General features: G+C 71.6%; 17 protein-coding genes and 1 pseudogene. 13 read left to right on the top strand and 5 right to left on the bottom strand.

Translation table 11 applies throughout. The annotated features are described in order from the left end of the window. Positions 1–19: 19 nt before the first annotated feature. The 6 genes from ACSURM_RS03705 (at position 20) to ACSURM_RS03680 (ending at position 2,773) form a co-directional block, all read left to right on the top strand. A complete protein-coding gene (locus tag ACSURM_RS03705; RefSeq protein ID WP_014676677.1) occupies positions 20–223 on the top strand; it encodes an MbtH family protein in 204 nt (67 codons plus the stop codon). Positions 224–360: 137 nt separating this feature from the next. Continuing rightward, the gene (locus ACSURM_RS03700) at positions 361–882 is read left to right on the top strand and encodes a GNAT family N-acetyltransferase (protein WP_436953428.1); all 522 of its coding nucleotides are present in this window, start codon (positions 361–363) and stop codon (positions 880–882) included. A 141-nt stretch (positions 883–1,023) separates the two neighbouring features. Continuing rightward, positions 1,024–1,563 carry a choice-of-anchor K domain-containing protein gene (locus ACSURM_RS03695; protein ID WP_436953426.1) on the top strand — a complete coding sequence of 180 codons (540 nt, stop codon included), beginning with the start codon at positions 1,024–1,026 and terminating at the stop codon, positions 1,561–1,563. Between the two features lie 105 nt (positions 1,564–1,668). Further along, on the top strand, positions 1,669–1,950 hold the full coding sequence (locus tag ACSURM_RS03690; protein WP_436953424.1) for a hypothetical protein: 282 nt from the start codon (positions 1,669–1,671) through the stop codon (positions 1,948–1,950). Between the two features lie 48 nt (positions 1,951–1,998). After that, on the top strand, positions 1,999–2,367 hold the full coding sequence (locus tag ACSURM_RS03685; protein WP_436953422.1) for a DUF6479 family protein: 369 nt from the start codon (positions 1,999–2,001) through the stop codon (positions 2,365–2,367). A gap of 229 nt (positions 2,368–2,596) precedes the next feature. Then, positions 2,597–2,773, top strand: a complete 177-nt coding sequence (locus ACSURM_RS03680) for a hypothetical protein (RefSeq protein ID WP_436953420.1) — start codon at positions 2,597–2,599, stop codon at positions 2,771–2,773. A gap of 53 nt (positions 2,774–2,826) precedes the next feature. On the opposite strand, the gene ACSURM_RS03675 is transcribed toward ACSURM_RS03680, so the two are convergent. Together ACSURM_RS03675 and ACSURM_RS03670 are read right to left on the bottom strand one after the other, a co-directional pair. Then, on the bottom strand, positions 2,827–3,411 hold the full coding sequence (locus ACSURM_RS03675) for a hydrolase (protein WP_436953418.1): 585 nt from the start codon (positions 3,409–3,411) through the stop codon (positions 2,827–2,829). A 158-nt stretch (positions 3,412–3,569) separates the two neighbouring features. Beyond that, positions 3,570–4,007 carry a MarR family winged helix-turn-helix transcriptional regulator gene (locus tag ACSURM_RS03670; protein ID WP_436953416.1) on the bottom strand — a complete coding sequence of 146 codons (438 nt, stop codon included), beginning with the start codon at positions 4,005–4,007 and terminating at the stop codon, positions 3,570–3,572. Positions 4,008–4,133: 126 nt separating this feature from the next. Here ACSURM_RS03670 and ACSURM_RS03665 point away from each other — a divergent pair. The 4 genes and pseudogenes from ACSURM_RS03665 to ACSURM_RS03650 all read left to right on the top strand — a co-directional run bounded on the left by ACSURM_RS03665 (position 4,134) and on the right by ACSURM_RS03650 (position 13,343). After that, positions 4,134–7,177, top strand: a pseudogene (locus ACSURM_RS03665) (FAD-binding and (Fe-S)-binding domain-containing protein). Positions 7,178–7,179: 2 nt separating this feature from the next. After that, positions 7,180–8,289 carry an enolase C-terminal domain-like protein gene (locus ACSURM_RS03660; protein WP_436953414.1) on the top strand — a complete coding sequence of 370 codons (1,110 nt, stop codon included), beginning with the start codon at positions 7,180–7,182 and terminating at the stop codon, positions 8,287–8,289. A 76-nt stretch (positions 8,290–8,365) separates the two neighbouring features. After that, positions 8,366–9,376 carry an SDR family oxidoreductase gene (locus tag ACSURM_RS03655; RefSeq protein ID WP_436953412.1) on the top strand — a complete coding sequence of 337 codons (1,011 nt, stop codon included), beginning with the start codon at positions 8,366–8,368 and terminating at the stop codon, positions 9,374–9,376. A gap of 553 nt (positions 9,377–9,929) precedes the next feature. Continuing rightward, positions 9,930–13,343, top strand: coding sequence for an nSTAND1 domain-containing NTPase (locus ACSURM_RS03650; protein WP_436953410.1), 3,414 nt, complete (start codon positions 9,930–9,932; stop codon positions 13,341–13,343). Positions 13,344–13,540: 197 nt separating this feature from the next. Here the strand turns inward: ACSURM_RS03650 and ACSURM_RS03645 are convergent, their stop codons facing one another. Beyond that, positions 13,541–14,110, bottom strand: coding sequence for a PadR family transcriptional regulator (locus ACSURM_RS03645; protein WP_436953408.1), 570 nt, complete (start codon positions 14,108–14,110; stop codon positions 13,541–13,543). Positions 14,111–14,206: 96 nt separating this feature from the next. On the opposite strand from ACSURM_RS03645, the gene ACSURM_RS03640 reads away from it, so the two are divergent. Beyond that, on the top strand, positions 14,207–14,638 hold the full coding sequence (locus tag ACSURM_RS03640) for a nuclear transport factor 2 family protein (RefSeq protein WP_436953406.1): 432 nt from the start codon (positions 14,207–14,209) through the stop codon (positions 14,636–14,638). 72 nt (positions 14,639–14,710) lie between these two features. On the opposite strand, the gene ACSURM_RS03635 is transcribed toward ACSURM_RS03640, so the two are convergent. Beyond that, positions 14,711–16,267 (bottom strand): pectate lyase family protein, encoded by a 1,557-nt coding sequence (locus ACSURM_RS03635; protein ID WP_436953404.1) that lies wholly within the window; start codon positions 16,265–16,267, stop codon positions 14,711–14,713. Between the two features lie 344 nt (positions 16,268–16,611). Between ACSURM_RS03635 and ACSURM_RS03630 the strand changes: the two genes are divergently transcribed. Beyond that, on the top strand, positions 16,612–17,112 hold the full coding sequence (locus ACSURM_RS03630; RefSeq protein ID WP_436953402.1) for a metallophosphoesterase family protein: 501 nt from the start codon (positions 16,612–16,614) through the stop codon (positions 17,110–17,112). 287 nt (positions 17,113–17,399) lie between these two features. After that, positions 17,400–17,570, top strand: a complete 171-nt coding sequence (locus ACSURM_RS03625) for a hypothetical protein (protein ID WP_436953400.1) — start codon at positions 17,400–17,402, stop codon at positions 17,568–17,570. A 65-nt stretch (positions 17,571–17,635) separates the two neighbouring features. Here the strand turns inward: ACSURM_RS03625 and ACSURM_RS03620 are convergent, their stop codons facing one another. Next, positions 17,636–18,736: a TetR family transcriptional regulator gene (locus ACSURM_RS03620; protein ID WP_436953398.1), complete on the bottom strand. Its 1,101-nt coding sequence runs from the start codon at positions 18,734–18,736 to the stop codon at positions 17,636–17,638. Positions 18,737–18,766 lie beyond the last annotated feature (30 nt).

The raw sequence follows: 18,766 nt of genomic DNA, 5'->3' as shown, positions 1-18,766 counted from the left end.
GACGACGAAGGAAGACGACATGGACGAGAACACCCGCTACCAGGTCCTGCGCAACGACGAGGAGCAGTACTCCCTCTGGCCCGTCGACATCGAGGTGCCCGCCGGCTGGCAGCCCGTCGGCAAGGAGGGCACCGAGGCCGAGTGCTCCGCCTACGTCGACGAGGTCTGGACCGACATGCGGCCCAAGAGCCTGCGCGAGCGCATGGAGAACGCCGGCGCCTGACCGCCGCACCACCACGGACCCGCCGGGCCGGCCACACGCCGGCCCGGCGCGCCCTCCCCCCCCACACACACAAGCCGCAGCACCGGCGCCCCACCGCCCTCGGCCCGCCGCACCGCATCACTCCCGAGGAGCCCGCCATGACACCCGAGACCCCCGTCCTGCGCACCGAACGCCTGGACTTCCTCCCCTACCGGCCCGAACACGAGGACGTCTTCGTCGCCCTGCTGCGCGACGAGGAGGTGTGCCGCTGGATGGGGCAGGACCTCGTGCCCGAACCGCGGCTCCGCGAACTGTTCCGGGCCATCCTCACCGACGTCTACCCCGGGCGCCGGTTCGACGTGTGGGGCCTGTGGCTGGAGGGCCGCTACGTCGGCCACGCCGAGGTCAAGCCGACCGGCAACGTCGACGGCCACGAACTCGTCACCGCGCTCCTTCCCGCGTACTGGGGGCGCGGCCTGGGCGGCGAGGTGGTCCGCGGCCTGCTCCGGCACGCCGCCGACGACCTGGGGCTCACCGAGGCGTACGGCATGGTGGGCGCCGAGAACACCGCCAGCCTGGCCATGTGCCGCCGCCTGGGCTTCCGCCACGTCCGGGACGTCGTCGGCGACGACGGCTCGGTCACCAAGCTGCTCGTCATCCCGACCAGGGAGCCGGAGTGAGCGGGGCCGCCGTTTGTCCGGTTTTCTAGTTTCATCGCCCCGGTTCCCGTCTCGTATAGTGACGTCGACCTGTTCCCGGAATCCGGGAACAATGCAGCGGAGTATTCGTTCTGCGAATCCCAGGAAAAGGGGAATCCCGCGATGGGGCTCATCAAGGCCACCGGCACGTTCACGGGGACCAGCGTAAACCTTCCGGGTCTCACGGGTGTGAACACCAGCGAGATCAGATGGGGTCAGCCCGCCACTCCCGGTGGCGAATTGAGCGGCTATGACTTCGTGGAGTACGAAATGGAGGCGAATCTCGGCGGCCGGGAGATCCCGATAGGCGAATTCACCCACCACAACCACCCGATCTTCCTTTCCGGGCAGTCGCAGTTCTGGGTGTACCTCACGATCAAGGTGTATTTCGAGAACGGAGACTTCTACCACGACATCAACGTGCGTTTACGTCACGATGAGACACCCAACCAGGGTTCGCACCCGAATGACGTGGTCAAGTGGGAAGTGATCCACGAGCCCGAAAAGGTGTACATCGACGGAAACGAGTACGACGTGGAGATCACCGGCTTCAGAAAGCCGGGGGAGAAGCAGTCGAAGCCCAACTTCGACGTTCCCGAGGGCGCCAAGGACACCGCCTACCTCTACGCGAGGTTCCAGCGGGCGGCCCCGCAGGCGTCCTGATCCCCCGCGGTGACCGGTGGCCGACCCGCCACTCGGGTGCGGGTGCGGCCACTTCCGGCAGGTCGCTCTGGGCGGCAGTGCCGAAGCTGCCTAAGGTCGGTTGGCGTGTCGCACACCTTCGAAGAACTGGTCGCGAAGCAACGCGCGGCCGACGCCGCCCAGGCCCAGGTACAGGAACTGCGGGAGGCCTACGGCCCGCCGGCCGAGCAGCGGCTGACCGGCGTCCAGGCGGGCACCTACGAGACCGCCCTGCGCGCCTGGCGCGACCTCGCCCGCGATGTGCAGACGGCGGTGAGCGAGTACGCCCGGGACACGGGCCGGCCCCGGGCCGAGGTCGAGGCGGAGGTGGAACGCGCGGCGACCGGCGAACAGGACGGAGCCCCGTAGGGCCGCCGGACCAGGCATCCGCCGCCCGCCTCCGGGTACCCGGCGCCCATGAACACTGCCATGTACCAAGCGGCCACGGGCGCGCAGGCTTTCGGATACGTCCTGATCCTGATCGCCGGAGTGGCCCTCGTCGCGGGAATCATCTGGGCCTTCCGGCTGGGTGCCAAGGTGCGTGAGCGGGAGCCCGCGCCGCCGCGTCCGGAGGAGCAGCCCAAGATGCCGCCGGGCGGACCGGTGCACGAGACCCGCGAGGTCCGGGAGCCCGACGAGGTGCCCCGGGCCGCCGACGAGAGCGAGCGCCTCACCCCGCACCAGCTCGGCAACGTCGGCACCAAGCGCGCCGCCGACCAGAGCCGTCCGCGCTGGACGCCGGGGTCGAGCGGGTCCTTCGGCGGTGGCGGGGGCGGCCGGACCTGAGCGGCCGGGCCCTCCCGGGCAGGACCAGTCAGGCGTCCGGGCTGCCCGGGGACTCCCGGGCGGGCAGGCGGGCTGCCTGGTTCGTGCCCGGCCCGGAGGGGCCGCTGCCCACGTCCGCGCTGCGGGCGTCCCGGGCCACGGCGGCCGGACACGGATCACTCCGCCGGGCCCGAGGCGGCCCCGGCGACGGTTCCCGCCCCGCGCGGGACAGGAAAGGACGAGGAACGGCATGACCGCGCACGCGGACACGGAACCGGCCACACCCTACGCGGAGACCGGCTGGGCGCAGGCCCGCCGGCGTCGGGACCGGGGGGTGCGCACCTGCCTCCCCGCGGTCCTGGACCGCACCACCGGGCGGCGGCCGGGCCCGGACACCGAGGACACCATCGTGCGCGGCTCGGACTGACGGCCGCTGAGCGTGCCCCCGTAAGCGACCGCGGGAAGGGAAGCGGCCGGACGTCAGTCGCGGGTCTCGGCCAGCAGTTCCACGATCTCGGCGGTCGTGCCGGTCTCGCCGAGCCGGGGGAAGATCCGTCGCACGCTGTTGGCGTGCGCCTCGCCGTCGGCGTCGGCCATGGCGTCCGTGGCGAGGGTGACGTGGTAGCCGTGCGCGTAGGCGTCGCGCGCGGTGGACTCCACGCCGATGCTGGTCGCGATGCCGGTCAGCACGATCTGCGTGATGCCCCGGCGGCGCAGCTGGACGTCCAGGTCGGTGCCGTGGAAGGCGCTCCAGTTGTGCTTGGTGACAAGGATGTCGCCGGGGTGGCCGGACAGCTCGTCCACGATGACGTCCCAGCCCTCCGGGAAGGCGAGCCCGCGCGCCTGGCTCTCGGTGCGGCCGGGCACGGCGTCCGCCCCGTCGGCGGCGAAGGAGACCCGGACCAGGACCACGGGCAGTCCGTGCGAGCGGAAGGCGTCGGCGAGTTCCGCGGTGCGGGTGACGACCTCCGAGCCCGGGCAGGGCTGCGTGGGCATGGCCACGATGCCGTTCTGCAGGTCGATCGCGACGAGTGCGGTACGGGGGTCGAGCGTGGTGAGCGACATGGGTCGGTCAGGCCTTTCGGGTGTTTCTGGGGCTCGGGGGCTCGGGGGCTCGGGGGTGAGCCGGACGAGGGCGAGGTCGATGGGGGAGGAGGCAGGGCGTCGCGGCCGGAGCGGCGCGTGACCGCACGGCATCCCGGACCGCGCCGTACGCCGCGCGGTCACGGCGCGGACAGCCGCTCCAGCAGTTCCAGCGCCGCGAGGACGGTCCGCCGCTCCTCCTCGGTGTAGCGGTCCTCGAAGGCACGGGCCAGCCACTCCTCGCGCGCCTGCCGGTTGCCCTCGACGCGGGCCCGGCCGCTGTCGGTGAGGGTGACCAACTGGCGGCGGCCGTCGTCGGGGTCGGGGGCCCGGCGGATCAGCCCGTGCCGCTCCAGCGCGGCCAGCGTGACGGCCATGGACTGCGGGCGCACCCCCTCGGCGGCGGCGAGCGCGCTGGCCGTGGCCGCGCCGTGCTTGCCGACCAGGGTGAGCGCCGACTCCTGCGAGGGACTGAGGTCGGTGTCCTGCGCTACCTCGCGGATGCGGCGCCGCAGCCTGCTGAAGACCACGCGCAGATCACGCGCGGCGCGCGCGGCGGAGTCGGAGATGTCGGCCATGCGCGCCAGGCTATGACCGACAGTCGTAGCTGTCCAGTTCGGACTGTTCAGTTTTGGCTGTCTGTTTGCCGGGGTACTCGCCGGGCCTCGGACAGGCCAGCACGGCGGTGAACCCAAGGAGCGCTGATGACCCCTGCGGACAGGTCCGGCCTGGAGGCGGCCCTCCACGCCGAGGTGGACGGCGAAGTCCGCTTCGACGCGGGCAGCCGCGGCGCCTACGCCACGGACGGTTCCAACTACCGGCAGATCCCGATCGGCGTCGTCGTGCCCCGCACCGTGGAGGCGGGCGCCCGCGCGGTGTCGGTGTGCGCGCGCTTCGGCGCCCCCGTCCTCTCCCGGGGCGGCGGCACCAGCCTCGCCGGACAGTCGACCAACACCGCCGTGGTGATCGACTGGAGCAAGTACTGCACCGGCGTGCTGACCGTCGACCCCGAGCGGCGTACCTGCGTGGTGGAACCCGGCATCGTCCTGGACGAACTCAACCGCCGACTCGCCCGCCACAAGCTCCAGTTCGGACCCAAGCCGTCCACCCACAGCCACTGCGCGCTCGGCGGCATGATCGGCAACAACTCCTGCGGCGCCTCCGCCCAGGCCTACGGCAAGACCGTCGACAACGTCCGCCGGCTGGAGATCCTCACCTACGACGGGCAGCGCGCCTGGGTCGGCCCCACCCCGCCCGACGAGCGGGAGCGGATCATCGCCGGCGGCGGCCGGCTCGCCGAGGTCTACGCCGGCCTGGACCGCATCGCCACCGAGTACCTGGCCGACATCCGCCGCGGCTACCCGAAGATCCCGCGCCGCGTCTCCGGCTACAACCTGGACTCCCTGCTGCCCGAGAACGGCTTCGACGTGGCCAAGGCGCTCGTCGGCAGCGAGGGCACCCTGGTGACCGTCCTGCGCGCCGAACTCGACCTCGTACCCGTGCCTGCGTACCAGTCCCTGCTCGTCCTCGGCTACGACGACATCTGCGCCGCCGCCGACGACGTACCCCGCCTGCTGGAGCACTGCCACCCCACCCAACTGGAGGCCCTGGACGACCGGATGGCCCAGCTGATGCGCGAGGAGGGCCCTACCTGGACTCGCTCGCCGTGCTGCCCGAGGGCGACAGCTGGCTGATGGTGCAGTACAGCGGCGACAGCCAGGGGGACGTCGACGAACAGGCGCACGCGCTGCTGCACGCCCTCGGCCGCGAGGAGAAGGACCGGAACGTCGCCTTCTCCGACGACCCCGAACGCGAACAGAAGATGCTCAAGGCCCGCGAGGCCGGGCTCGGCGTGACCGCCCGCCCGCCGGACGACCGGGAGACCTGGGAGGGCTGGGAGGACTCCGCCGTACCGCCCGAACGGCTCGGTGACTATCTCCGCGACCTGAAGGGCCTGTTCGCCGAGTTCGACTACGGCCGCCCGTCCCTGTACGGCCACTTCGGACAGGGTTGCGTGCACACCCGCATCCCCTTCGACCTGCGCACCGCCGAAGGCGTGGCCGTCTTCCGGCGGTTCACCGAGCGCGCCGCCGACCTCGTCGCCTCCTACGGCGGCTCCCTGTCCGGCGAACACGGGGACGGCCAGGCCCGGGGCGAACTGCTCACCCGGATGTTCGGCGAGCGGCTCGTGACCGCGTTCGGCGAACTGAAGGCGCTCTTCGACCCCGGCAACCGGATGAACCCCGGCAAGGTCGTCCACCCCAACCCGGTCGACGGACAACTGCGGCTCGGCCCCGCCTGGCGGCCCGCCACCCCGGCCACCCACTTCGGCTACCCCGAGGACGAGCACTCCTTCAAGCGCGCGGTGATGCGCTGCGTCGGCATCGGCAACTGCCGCGGCCACACCGGCGGCGTCATGTGCCCCTCCTACCGGGCCACCATGGAGGAGGAGCACTCCACCCGCGGCCGGGCCCGGCTGCTGTTCGAGATGCTCGGCGGGCACCCGGACTCCGTGATCGAGGACGGCTGGCGCTCCACCGCCGTCCACGACGCGCTCGATCTCTGCCTGGCCTGCAAGGGCTGCAAGTCGGACTGCCCGACCGGAGTCGACATGGCCACCCTCAAGGCCGAGTTCCTCTCCCACCACTACGCGGGCCGGAAACGCCCCATGGCCCACTACTCCATGGGCTGGCTCCCGCTGTGGGCCCGGCTCAGCCGCACCGCGCCCCGGCTGGTGAACTCCGCGCTGCACGCGCCCGGTCTGGCCGGCCTCGGCAAGCGGCTCGCCGGTGTCGACCCGGCCCGCGAGGCACCGGTGTTCGCCGAGGAGTCCTTCGTCCAGTGGTGGCGGTCCCGCGACATGCCGGAACCGGACCCGGCCGACCCGCGCACGGTCGTGCTGTGGCCGGACACCTTCAGCACCTACTTCCACCCCGCCATCGCCCGGTCCGCCGTCCGCGTCCTGGAGGACGCCGGCTTCCGCGTCGCCGTCCCCACCGAACCGGTGTGCTGCGGACTGACCTGGATCTCCACCGGTCAACTCGCCACCGCCAAAAAGGTGTTGCGACGGACCCTCGGTGTGCTGCGGCCCTACCTGGAGGCCGGTACGCCCGTCATCGGCCTGGAACCCTCCTGCACGGCGGTCTTCCGCGCCGACGCCCCGGAGCTGATGCCCGACGACCAGGACGTACAACGGCTGGCCGGACAGACGCGCACCTTCGCCGAACACCTCGTCCAGCACGCCCCCGACGACTGGCAGCCGCCGCGACTGGCCCGGCGGGCCACCGTGCAGACCCACTGCCACCAGCACGCCGTCATGAAGTTCGACGCCGACCGCGAACTGATGCGCCGCGCCCACCTCGACACCGAGGTGCTCGACGAGGGCTGCTGCGGCCTGGCCGGCAACTTCGGCTTCGAACGCGGCCACCACGAGGTGTCGATGGCCGTCGGCGAACTGGGCGTCCTGCCCGCCGTACGGGCCGCCGCCCCGGACAGCCTGGTCATCGCCGACGGCTTCAGCTGCCGCACCCAGATCGAACAGGGCGCGACCGGCCGCCGCGCGCTGCACCTCGCCGAGGCCCTCGCGTTCGCCCTCGACGGCAACCTGCCCAGCGACCGGCCCGAACGGCTGGCCGTCCGCCCCGCCGAGCCGTCCCGTACGGCCGGCTGGGCGACCGCCGCCCTGGTGGCCGCCCTGGCCGCGGGCACCGCCGCCGCGGTGGGCGGGCTGCGCCGGCCCGGGAGGTGAGCATGAGCGACCAGCCGGCCGTCGACGCGTTCGACACCGCCGTCTACACCGTGCCCACCGACGCCCCCGAGGCGGACGGCACCCTCGCCTGGGACAAGACCACCCTCGTCCTGGTCACCGCCCGCTCCGGCACCACCACCGGGCTCGGCTACACCTACGCGCCCGCCGCCACCGCCCACCTCGTCCGCGAACTGCTCGCCGGCACCGTCACCGGCCTGTCCGCGTACGACGTGCCGCGCGCCAACGAGCGGATGTGCCGGGCCGTGCGCAACGCCGGACTGCCCGGCCTCGCCGCCCAGGCGGTCGCCGCCGCCGACATCGCCCTGTGGGACCTCAAGGCCCGCCTGCTCGGCCTGCCCCTCGTCCACCTGCTGGGCGCCGCCCGCACCGACGTGCCGGTCTACGGCAGCGGCGGCTTCACCACCTACGACGCCGACCGGCAGGAACGCCAGCTGCGCGGCTGGACCGAGGACCAGGGCATCCCCCGCGTCAAGATCAAGATCGGGGAGTCGTGGGGCGCCCGGCAGGACCGCGACCTGGAACGCGTCGCCCGCGCGCGGGCGACCGTCGGCGACACGGCCGAGCTGTACGTGGACGCCAACGGCGGCTACACCGGCGGCCAGGCGGTACGGGTCGCGGGGGCGCTCGCCGACCAGGGCGTCACCTGGTTCGAGGAGCCCGTCTCCTCCGACCACCTCACCGTCCTCGCCGGCATCCGCGACCGGACCCCGCTCGACGTCGCCGCCGGGGAATACGGTTACACCCTGCCGTACTTCGAGCACATGCTGGCCGCCGGTGCCGTCGACTGCCTCCAGGCCGACGTCACCCGGTGCGGCGGCATCACCGTCTGGCTGCGCGTTGCCGCGCTCGCCCAGGCGCGCGGGATCGACATCTCCGGACACTGCGCACCGCACGCCCACGCCCACGCTGCCGCCGCCGTGCCCAACCTCCGCCATCTGGAGTGGTTCCACGACCACGTCCGCATCGAGCACCTGCTGTTCGACGGCGTCCTCGACCCCGGCGGCGGCAGCGTCACCCCGGGCGCCGACGGAGCACCCGGGCTCGGCCTCGCGCTCGCCGAGGAGAGGGCGGCGCCCTACCGGACGGAGTGAGACGGAGGGCGCGACACCGCGCCGTACGCCATGCCGTACACCGTGTCGGACATCGTGCTGCAAGAGGAGAAAGATCATGCCCCCCACCGTCGTCATCACCGGCGCCAGCGCCGGCATCGGCCGCGCCACCGCCCGCCTGTACGCCCGGCGCGGCGCCGACGTCGTCCTGGTCGCGCGCGGCGAGGGCGGCCTCCAGGCGGCGGCCGACGAGGTCGCGGCGCTCGGCGGACGGCCCCTGGTCCACGTCGCCGACGCGGCCGACCCGGCGCAGCTGGAGGCGGCGGCCGAGGCCGCGGAGCAGGCGTTCGGACCGGTCGACGTATGGGTCAACTGCGCCTTCGCCACGGTGTTCGCGCCGTTCGAGGAGATCACCGCCGAGGAGTTCAAACGGGTCACCGAGGTCACCTACCTCGGCTTCGTCAACGGCACCCGCACCGCCCTGAAGCGCATGCTGCCCCGCGACCGGGGCACGATCGTGCAGGTCGGCTCCGCGCTCGGGGAACGGTCCATCCCGCTCCAGTCGGCGTACTGCGGCGCCAAGCACGCCATCAACGGCTTCACCTCCTCCGTGCGCACCGAACTGCTGCACCGCGGCAGCGGCGTGCGCATCACCGTCGCCCAGATGCCTGCCGTCAACACCCCGCAGTTCGAATGGGTCCGCTCCCGGCTGGCCAAGCACCCCATGCCGGTCCCGCCGATCTACCAGCCCGAGGTGGCCGCCCGGGGCGTGCTGTACGCGGCCGACCACCCGCGCCGCAAGCAGTACTACGTCGGCGCCTCCACCGTCGGCACCATCTGGGCCAACCGGCTCTTCCCGGCGCTGCTCGACCGCTATCTGGCCCGCACCGGCTTCGACTCCCAGCAGACCGACAGCGTCCCGCCGGCCCACCTGGACAACCTCTTCGAACCGGTCGACCGCACCCCGGCCGACGACCAGGGCGCGCACGGCGCCTTCGACGACAGCGCACACGGCCGCTCCTGGCAGGAGACCCTGCTCCGGCACCCCGCGGCCACCGCCCTCGGCGCCGGCGCCGCCCTCCTGGGCACCACACGCGGCCTGCGCCGCCTGACGGGACGAGCGGTCTAGATGACTGAGCCGGACGTTCTGAGTGAGCGTTTGGTTCGCTGGTGTCCGTTCGGCTTGGGTTAGGTGTCGCGCCAGTTGGGGTGCTTTCCTGGGTGACTCGGCGGCTCATGAGATCGGCGGCTGTTCCCATCGCGCGTCGGACAGGTCGCTGGGGTGGCGTGGGCGGGGAGAGTGTGTGGGCCGCCGGTGGAAGCTTCGAGGCAAGCCGGGGCACTGCTGAAAACATGCGCCGTTCAGACACTCCAACTGGGGCATTCAGCCCGACGTCCTTGCGGGCGATGCGGTGGCGGATGCCGCAGCCGCGGAGCCATCGGCGCAAGTAGTCGACCGCCTTGGGGCCCTGGGTGTTGCCGCCCGGGGGGCTCGACATGGCGAGCCGCGGTGACGAACCGAGTACCTGGTTGACCCTGAAGGCTGTCCCCCGCGAGGGCGGCCTTGCGGCAACTATGGCCGAAAGCGTTCTCCACGAACGGTCGCAAGCCGTTGATCCTCGGGTACGAGGAGGCCGAGCGAGCCTCTCGCACGCCTTCGAGACAAGGTGCGAACAAGGGCCATGGAGTTCGACAGCGCAGCGCCGGGGGACGCCACTGTCGTCCGTATCCTCGATGGATCGGGCCGCCCGTGGGGGGCAGGCTTCCTCATCGGACCACGAGACATTCTGACCTCGACCCACGTGGTCGCGAAAGTGCTCGGCGTCACGCCGGACGAGCCGGAACTACCCGAGAGCCGATTGGATGTCGATTTCCCTCTCGCCCGGCCCGGTCACCGGATCGAGGCCCGCGTGGTCGCCTGGACTCCACTCGGCGGTGACGGTTCCGGTGACGTCGCCGTTCTGCGGTTGTCCGCCGAACCACCGGCCAACGCACCGATAGCCCGCCTAGTGGACGACGGGGCGAGCCCCGACCGTCGGGTGCGCACTTTCGGCTTCCCGGCCGGCTATGACGACGGCGTGTGGAGCGTCGGCTGGCTGCGCGGCATGCAGGGCGCCGACTGGTTCCAGTACGACACCGACCCCGCCGCCCAGCACGCGATCCGACAAGGCTTCTCGGGCGCACCGGTGTGGGACACCGAGAGCGGTGGCGTGGTCGGCATGGTCGTGGCCGCGGACCAGGACGCGGGCATCCGCACGGCCTACGCCATCCCCACCCGCACACTGCGCGCGAGCTGGCCGATGCTCGGTGACGCCTCGCTGGCTGTCAGCCCGTTCCGCGCTCTCGAACCATTCCAGGAGCGGGACGCCGCGCTCTTCCACGGCCGGGAGGAGCCTGCCCGCCGGATCGTCGACCGCCTCGGCTACGCGCCCGCGACCTGTCTGGTCGGGCCGTCCGGAAGCGGTAAGAGCTCGCTGCTGTTCGCCGGCGTCCTACCGTTGTTGCGGGCGGCCGGCGGGCACGGACGGGAGACGGTGGTCCTGCGTCCCGGACGGCCGGGGCCGAACCCACTCGCCACCCTCGCGCTGGCGCTGCTGCCCCTTCTCGAACCCGACCTGGCCGAGACGGCCCGGCTGGAGGCCCGCCCGCGGCTGGAACGCCTGCTGCGGGAGGGAGAGATGCCGGCCGTAGTGGAACGTCTGCTCGCGCGGCAGGGCAAAGACCAGCTGCTGCTGGTCGTCGACCAACTCGAGGAGGCGCTGGTCGGTCCGGCGCAGACCGACCTCGCACCGTTCGCCGCCGCCTTGCGGTACTGCCTGGAGCCCGGCTCCAGGCTCCAGGTCCTGCTCGGCCTGCGCGCCGATTTCCTCACCACCGCGCTGGGGCACCCGGGGCTCGCCCCGCTGTTGTCCGGCGACCGTATGTTCACGCTCGTCGCAATGGACGACGAGGAACTGCGCGCCGCCGTGGAACGTCCCCTGGACCGGACCGGTGTGACCTACGAACCCGGGCTTGTCGACCGCATCCTGGCCGACATCGGCCGTGATCCCGGACGCCTGCCGTTGCTCCAGTTCACCCTCACCCGACTGTGGGAGCGGCAGGAGCGCGGCGTCATCGGGCACGCGGCGTACGAGTCCCTGGGACGGGTGGACGATGCCCTGGCCAATTACGCCGAGCGGGTGTGGATGGTCTGGCTGACCGAGGACGAACAGCGGGAGGCCAGGGCGCTGCTCACCCAGCTGGTGCATCCCGCCGAGGGCCGAGCCGCCCCCGCCCGCCGTACGGTACGCCGTTCGGAGCTGCCGTCGGCGAGATGGCGGATCGCCCAGCGGCTGATGTCCACCCGCCTGGTCGTGCCCGGCGAGGATCACCTGCCCGACGACGGGCCACCGGAGGAGACAGTCGAGCTGGCACACGAGACACTGCTCACTCAGTGGTCCAGGCTGCGGGACATCGTCGCCGACGACCACGAGTTCCGCTCCTGGCAGGAAGACCTGCGCCGGCGGGCCGCGCACTGGGAACGTTCCGGTCGCTCTCGGCACCGCCTGCTGCGCGGTGCGGATCTGCGCGACGCCCGTCGCTGGCAACGTCGACGTGCCGATGAACTCAGCGCCGTCGACGTACAGTTCATCGACGTGAGCGCTCGGAGCACACGCCGCCGCAGGCTCGCGGCGGCGTCCGCCGGGGTCGCCGCCGTCGTCGTCACCGCCTCCGCGCTCGCCGCCACGCTGGACCAGGGCGGCGCGAGCGGCCCCGGACAGGCGGAGGCGGCGTCACGCGAACTGTGGCAGAGGTCGGTCGCGGCATCACAAGGCAACGGCGACAAGTATGCCGCCCTGTTGCTCGCCCTGCGGGCGTACCGCACTCATGACTCAGCGCGGACGCGTGCCCTTCTGGGTGGGATGCACGACCGGTACCGCGACGCGGACCTGCTGATCCCCTTGTACAGCCCCGACTCCGACTGGGACTCCCGCGCTGCCTACGGCGTGAGCCGTCGGGGAGAAGTCGTCACCTCCCGGAGTGCCGACGGCAAGGGTGTGGTCTGGCAGCGCGACGGCTCTGGCTTCCAGCGATCGACCATCGGCGAGGACATCTCCGTTCGGGCGCTCAGCCCGGACGGATCCCTGGTGGTGTACGCCAAGGGAGAGGGAAAGCGCCAAGGTTTCCTGTACGACGTACGTACCCACAAAAAGACAAAGCTGGAGACACCCGCTGGTACTTCCCGCGCTTTCTTCAGCCCGGAATACGGCGATTACTTCTTCGGGCTCGGGATGAATACGCTCCTTTGGAGCAACCTTGGCCAGGTCTTGATCTGGGACACCGCCGACGGCAGTTTGTCACGACAACTGACCCTTCGGGGCGGCGCCGAGGTGATCGGCGTGAGCCAGGACAGGGTAGTGACGCTGTCCGAGGAGAAAACACCCGTCAAGGGGTACGCCTCGGTTCGGAGGAGGACGTACACCTTGTCCTTGTGGAACTTACGTGGATCGCCCCCGGACCGGCGGAAAACCCACAAGTTCGAGCAGGTCGAGGAGGATTACACTTCGGGTTTGCATCACGCCCTGAGCCCTGACCTGACCCGGCTCGCCATCTCCCGGTACAGGAGGACCGCCTCCGACCTGTGGAGCACCGACGTCACCGTGTACGACATGACGACCGGCAGGACCGAGTGGCGGGAAACGGTTACGCGCACCGACCAGCCGTACGCCGTTGCCGTCCCCGACCAGGGGCCGCCGACACTCCTTTACAGTAATAGCGTCGTCACCCTGTCAACGAGAGCCGTCATGTCCTCTCGGCCGGACGGTTGGGAGGTGGCTCCCTTCGCCCCGGAAGGCACTGCGGTGCAGAAAGACAGGCATATAGTCGCTTTGGTCGTCACCGGCACCGGGCGGACAGACCCACCCGCTCTTCACGAGGCCGAACCGCTCGATGCGTCATTGCCGCCTTCTCCCGACGCCACCGGGGGCGAGGAAGACCGTCTGCGCGCGAAGGAATGGGCCGAAGATCTGTGCCGCGTCCTCGGCGACGAGCAGCTGCCCAAGGAGACCGAAGCCGACCTGCCGACGGGCACGTACCGAGGAAAGCTGTGTCCTTGAGCCCGTCGTGCCGCGGATCTTGGATCGCCGCGACCTACCTCGCCGCCGTCTTCGTCCGGCCGGCCGGGCCGACCGGATGATCCAGGAAACTGCCTGGGCAGGAGGCCGTCTTCCGGGTCCTGCTTCCCGGTCCGTGGCGCAGTCGGACGGCGCGGTCGGAAAGGGCGGATACCGGCGGGCTTGTCAGGTACGGCACGTCAGTGCCCGGCGCGGGCCCGCTGCCTCTCGCGCAGGACTGTGATGGTGCGCTCGCACCAGTCACGGTTGCCCTGTTCGAAGGCGAGGCCGCGCAGGCACGTGAGATAGGGGCCGACGCGCTCGCCGTGGCGGAGGTACTCCTCCTCCGTACGGTCACCGCGCATGCCGCGCAGCAGCTTGCCGAAGAGGTCGGCCTTGGCCTGGGCGAAGGCGGCACGTTCGGCGAGTTGCGCGATCAGGGCGGCGGGGTCGACATGGTCGGCTGCCTGCACCTTGACGAGCAGGTCGTCGCGGATGAAGGACGGCTTCGCCGAGGCGGCCGTGAACTCTCCCAGCTCCGCCAGCCCGGCGTCGGTCACCCGGAACAGGCGCTTGTTGGGCCGGGATCGCTGGAGCACCTCGCGGCCCGTGACCAGCCCGTCCTTCTCCAGCCGGGCCAGCTCGGCGTAGAGCTGCTGCGGCTGGGCGTACCAGAAGTTCGCCACGCCGAGGTCGAACGCCTTGGCCAGTTGGTAGCCGCTGAGCTCCCCGTCGAGCAGTGCCGCCAGCACGGCGTGCCGTAGTGCCATCGGGCCGTCTCCTTGCCTGCCTCTGTCGCGGATGCCCAGGCCATGATAGTCATGAAAATGACTAGTCACATTCATGACTATGAGGGTGAGGAAGCCGTGACCACTGCCGACCGTTTCCGTACCGCCGTGAACAGCCGTGACCTCGGAGCGCTGGACGACCTGTTCGCCGAGAACATCCGCTTCTACAGCCCGGTCAAGTTCACCCCCTTCGAGGGCAAGCCGATGGTGCGGGGCCTCTTCAAGGTCCTGCTGCGCACGTTTGAGGACTTCCGCTACCTCGGCCACTACACCGGCACCGCGCGAACCAGCGCCGACGACACGTCCGCCGCCTCCGCGGTGCTGCTCTTCCGCGCCAGGGCGGGCGGCAAGGAGATCCACGGCGTCGACCTGCTGCACTTCGACGACGACGGCCGGATCAAGGAGTTCACCGTCATGGTCCGCCCCCAGTCCGCCGTCCGCGCCCTCGGCGAAGCGGTCCTCGCCGGGCTGGTCGCGGACGGTCTCGTACCGGCGCCCGCCGGGCAGTAGCCGTGCACCCCGGCCGCCCCTGGGACGGAGCGGTGCGGCGGCCGGGGAGCGGGCGGACGCCGGTGCGCGGCCCTACCCGGCGTACGTCTCGAACTCGGCGACCTGCGGGGTGCCGCTCGCGCCGGTGATCTGGAAGGTGACCTTGGAGAGCGTCGTCTGGGGAAGGGAGATGACGCCCGCGCCGCTGCCGGAGGTGAGCTGTGCCCCGGTGTCGCCGTTGAGGACGCGCCAGGAGACGACGCGGCCCGCGGCCCCCGTCGTCTCCCGGATGTGGATGGAGGAGACGGTGGTGGGCGAGCCCCACTTGATGGAGATCGAGCCGGTCGTGCCCACCGGCGACCAGTAGGTGTTCAGGTCACCGTCGCGCACGTTGCCGTAGCTCGTGCCGTCGGCCTTGCTGGAGCCGTCGGAACCCGCTCCGATGCTGAGGTTGGCCCCACCGGGCTGCGTCGGCGTGGACGTCGGGGTCAGTGTGGGTGTCGGCGTGGGTGTGGGGGTCGGTGTCGGTGTCGGCGTCTGGGGTGCGCAGTTGCCGTCGGAGACGCGCAGCCCCTTGCCGGCGCCCGCCGTCTGGCTCACGACGCCGGGCACGCAACCGGCGGCGTCTAGCGTGTAGGCGTACGGAATGGCGACGGTGGTGTTGGACTGCGGGTTCGGGCCGGCCGGGTGGTTGTCGGTGCCGGGGCTGGTCCAGGTCACGTTGTCGAAGGTGTTGCCGGCGACCTGCCAGGAGCCCAACTCGTCGGTGTAGAAGGTGCCCAGGACGTCCTTGGAGTCCTCGAAGTAGTTGTTGTCCACCTTGGCGCGGGCGCCGGCCCGGGAGTTGATCCCGGACTCGTTCAGGCGCACGTAGTGGTTGTTGTACATGTGGGCCGTGCCGCCGCGCAGCAGCGGAGCGCGGGAGTCGATGTTCTCGTACAGGTTGTGGTGGAACGTGATGTAGCTGTTCGACAAGTCGCTTTCGCTCGACCCGATGAGACCGCCCCGGCCCGAGTTGCGCAGGACGCTGTACGACAGGGTGACGTACTGGGTGCCGTCCTTCATGTCGAAGAGCCCGTCGAAGCCCTCGTCCTCCCCGCCGGAGGCCTCCAGTGTCGCGTGGTCGACCCAGACGTTGCGGACGTCGCTCTCCATGCCGATGGCGTCACCGCCGTTGGACGTGGGGGATCCGGATTTCTTGACGTTCTTCACCGTCACGTTCTGGAGGACGATGTTGCGGGACTCGCGGATGTGGATGCCCAGTTGGTCGAAGACGGCCCCGCTGCCGACCCCGACGATGGTCACGTTGCTGATCTGCTTCAGCTCGATGACGCCGTCGGCGGTGTTGCAACTGCTGCCGGACACCTTGCTGGTGTTGGCGTGGTTGATGGTGCCCTCGACCTGGATGGTGATCGGGGTGCTGCTGCTGGCCCGGGAGCACAGGGCCGCGTGGATCGCGGTACCGGTGGTGGCCCGCACGGTCTGCCCGCCCGCGCCGCCGGTGGTCCCGCCGTTCTGTGTCGCGTATCCCGTGGCGCCTCCGACGGCGGCCGACGCCTGCTCGGGCATCGCCACGACCATCCCGGTCGCGGCGGCCACGCCCAGCGTGGCCAGGGCCGCGTACAGTCGCATCGCGACTGGTCGTCTCATCGTCGTCTCCCACTCGGTCGTTCGCCGCCGGACGCGGCTCGGATTCAGGGTGGTGCTCCTCGTGCGGTGTGTGGGGGGTGCGTCGTGCTCGGCCAACGCGGGAAAGCGCTTTCCGCGCCGCGAGAATAGGGTGGCCTCCGGATGACGGCAAGGTTTCGGACAGTTACGGAACCTGTCCCTCCGAATGGGGGCGCCGCAGGGGAGGGCACGGAAGAAAACGCTCACTACCGGGTCTGGTGGCCGAGGCGGCCTGTTCGCCGACCCGGCACTCGGGCCGGTGCGGTGACGCGTACGGTGCCGCCGACCTCCCGGAGCAGGCACCGCCGCGGTACTACGCTGACGGTGTGCGCCTCCTGCTGATGTCGGACACCCACCTTCCCAAGCGGGCCAAGCGGCTCCCGGAGCAACTGCTCGACGAACTCCCGCACGCCGATGTCGTGTTCCACGCCGGGGACTGGGTCGACACCGCCACCCTGGACCTGCTGGAGAGCCGCAGCCGCCGGCTGATCGGTGTGTACGGCAACAACGACGGCCCCGAGCTGCGCGCCCGGCTGCCCGAGGTGGCCCGTGCGGAACTGGGCGGCCTGCGCTTCGGCGTGGTCCACGAGACCGGCCCGGCCCAGGGCCGCGAGGCCCGGTGCGCGGCCCGCTTCCCGGACCTGGACGTCCTGGTCTTCGGGCACAGCCACATCCCCTGGGACACCACCGCCCCCGGCGGCCTGCGCCTGCTCAACCCCGGCTCCCCGACCGACCGCCGCCGCCAGCCCCACTGCACCTACCTCACCGCGACGGCGGCCGACGGAGCGCTCACGGACGTGACCCTGCACCGACTGCCGAGGCGCTAGGTGCGCTGTCAAGGGGCGTTGACGGCACGCGTGCCGGGTGCCTGAACAGGTGAGGGTCTTCCGGGCCTCGGTGTGGATCACGACATCTACGACCGGTGCTCAGGAGGCTCCCGGCCCCACCGTCCTGCCCCGCTGACGCCGGTCGGCAGGCTGCGGCCGGCCCGGTGTCGCGGACGACGACCGGTCGCCACGGCGGGCCGCGCTACCTCTCACCGCGGCCCTCATACCTCGCCGACCCCGGCACGGCCCTTTTGCGCCGGGCCACCGCCGACTGAGCCGAGTCTCCGGTGCGCCCGTCGGCGGCCTGTCTGATCCGCATCCTCGCGGGATTCCGTACCGGCATCGCGGCAGGTGACCTCGTACTGGCCGGATCCTGGACTGGCGCGGTCGACCTGCTGCCGGACCAGGAGGTGCACGCCGCGTTCGGCGTCCTGGGCTCGGTGTCCCTCAGCACATAGGGCCGCAGGTCCCCCGCACCGGCCGACGGGCCCCCGGCACGCGGTCGGCGTGAGCGCGCCCGGTGTCACACCGCCCCGCTCCGCCCGGGATCGGGGGAGTGGTGGCGGGCCACGGCGTGGCCCGCGCCGCGGCCGGTGGCCCGGGCCGTGATCAGTCCGTCGCGCACCCGGACCGCGATTTCGGTGAGGTCGTCGGCCGAGGGGTGGCCGAGGGCCGCCGGGACCGTGCCGGCGTCGTCGAGCACGACGCGTACCCGGGGCAGCCGGTCGGCCGTGAACACCCGGCGCAGACAGCCGACGAGATCCACGATCCGGAGCCGGGCCAGTCGGCCGGTCTCGGCGGGGTCGCTCGTGACGACGACGATCGTGGCCTCGTCGTCCGGCCGTGCCGAGCGCATCGCGTCCTCGGCCGCGGTCAGGCGCCCCACCCCCAGTACGACGACCACCCCGTCGTCGCCGAGGCCGACCGGCCCGCCGGTGATCTCGTCGCGCAGACCGCTCGGCGGCGCCCACGGGGTCTCGGCCGGGCGCGCCGGGGCGACATAGGGCAGATGCGGTGGCTCCGGGGCGTCGCCGAGGGCGATACCGGCGAGATGCTCGGCCGCGCGCGCCAGATCGAAGGGGTCGCCGACGCCGGGGGCGTTCTCCGCGAGGCCGGCCGCGCCGTGGAGCAGGGTCAGGGCCAGCCCGGCGGGCCGCACGGTCCCGGCGCGCACGGCGGTACGCGGTTCCAGCGCCAGCGCGAGCAACAGCGCCTCGAACCGGACGAGTTCCGCGAGCGCGGTCCGCGCCGCCTCGGTGCCCAGCACCCCGGACAGCGAGCGCAACTGCAAATGGCCGCTGCCCGGGGTGTCACCGAGGAAGGGCAGCCGTTCGAGCCACACCCGGGCGAACGAGCCGAGTGCCTGTCCGACGGAGCCGGGGGACTCGGCCGGAGGCTCGGCGGCGTCCCGCGCCCGCTCGGCGGCGTCGACCAGTACCGCCAGGTAGAGCGCGCGCTTGCCGGTGAAGTTGGAGTAGACCGCCCCCCTGGTCAGTTCGGCCCGCTCGGCGATCCGGTCGATCTTCGCCTCGACGTAGCCGAACTCGGCGAACTCCTGCCGGGCCGCGACCAGCACCGCCGCACGGGTCCGTTCCTGCTGTTGTGCGCGGGTCAGTCTCGCCATTGTGTCCCCTTCGGCTCCTCGTGTGTCAGG

Source organism: Streptomyces sp. SudanB182_2057 (assembly GCF_964272715.1).
Lineage (GTDB): Bacteria > Actinomycetota > Actinomycetes > Streptomycetales > Streptomycetaceae > Streptomyces > Streptomyces rubradiris.
Note: the sequence above shows the minus strand (reverse complement) of the source record. Positions and strands in the feature narration are given on the sequence as shown.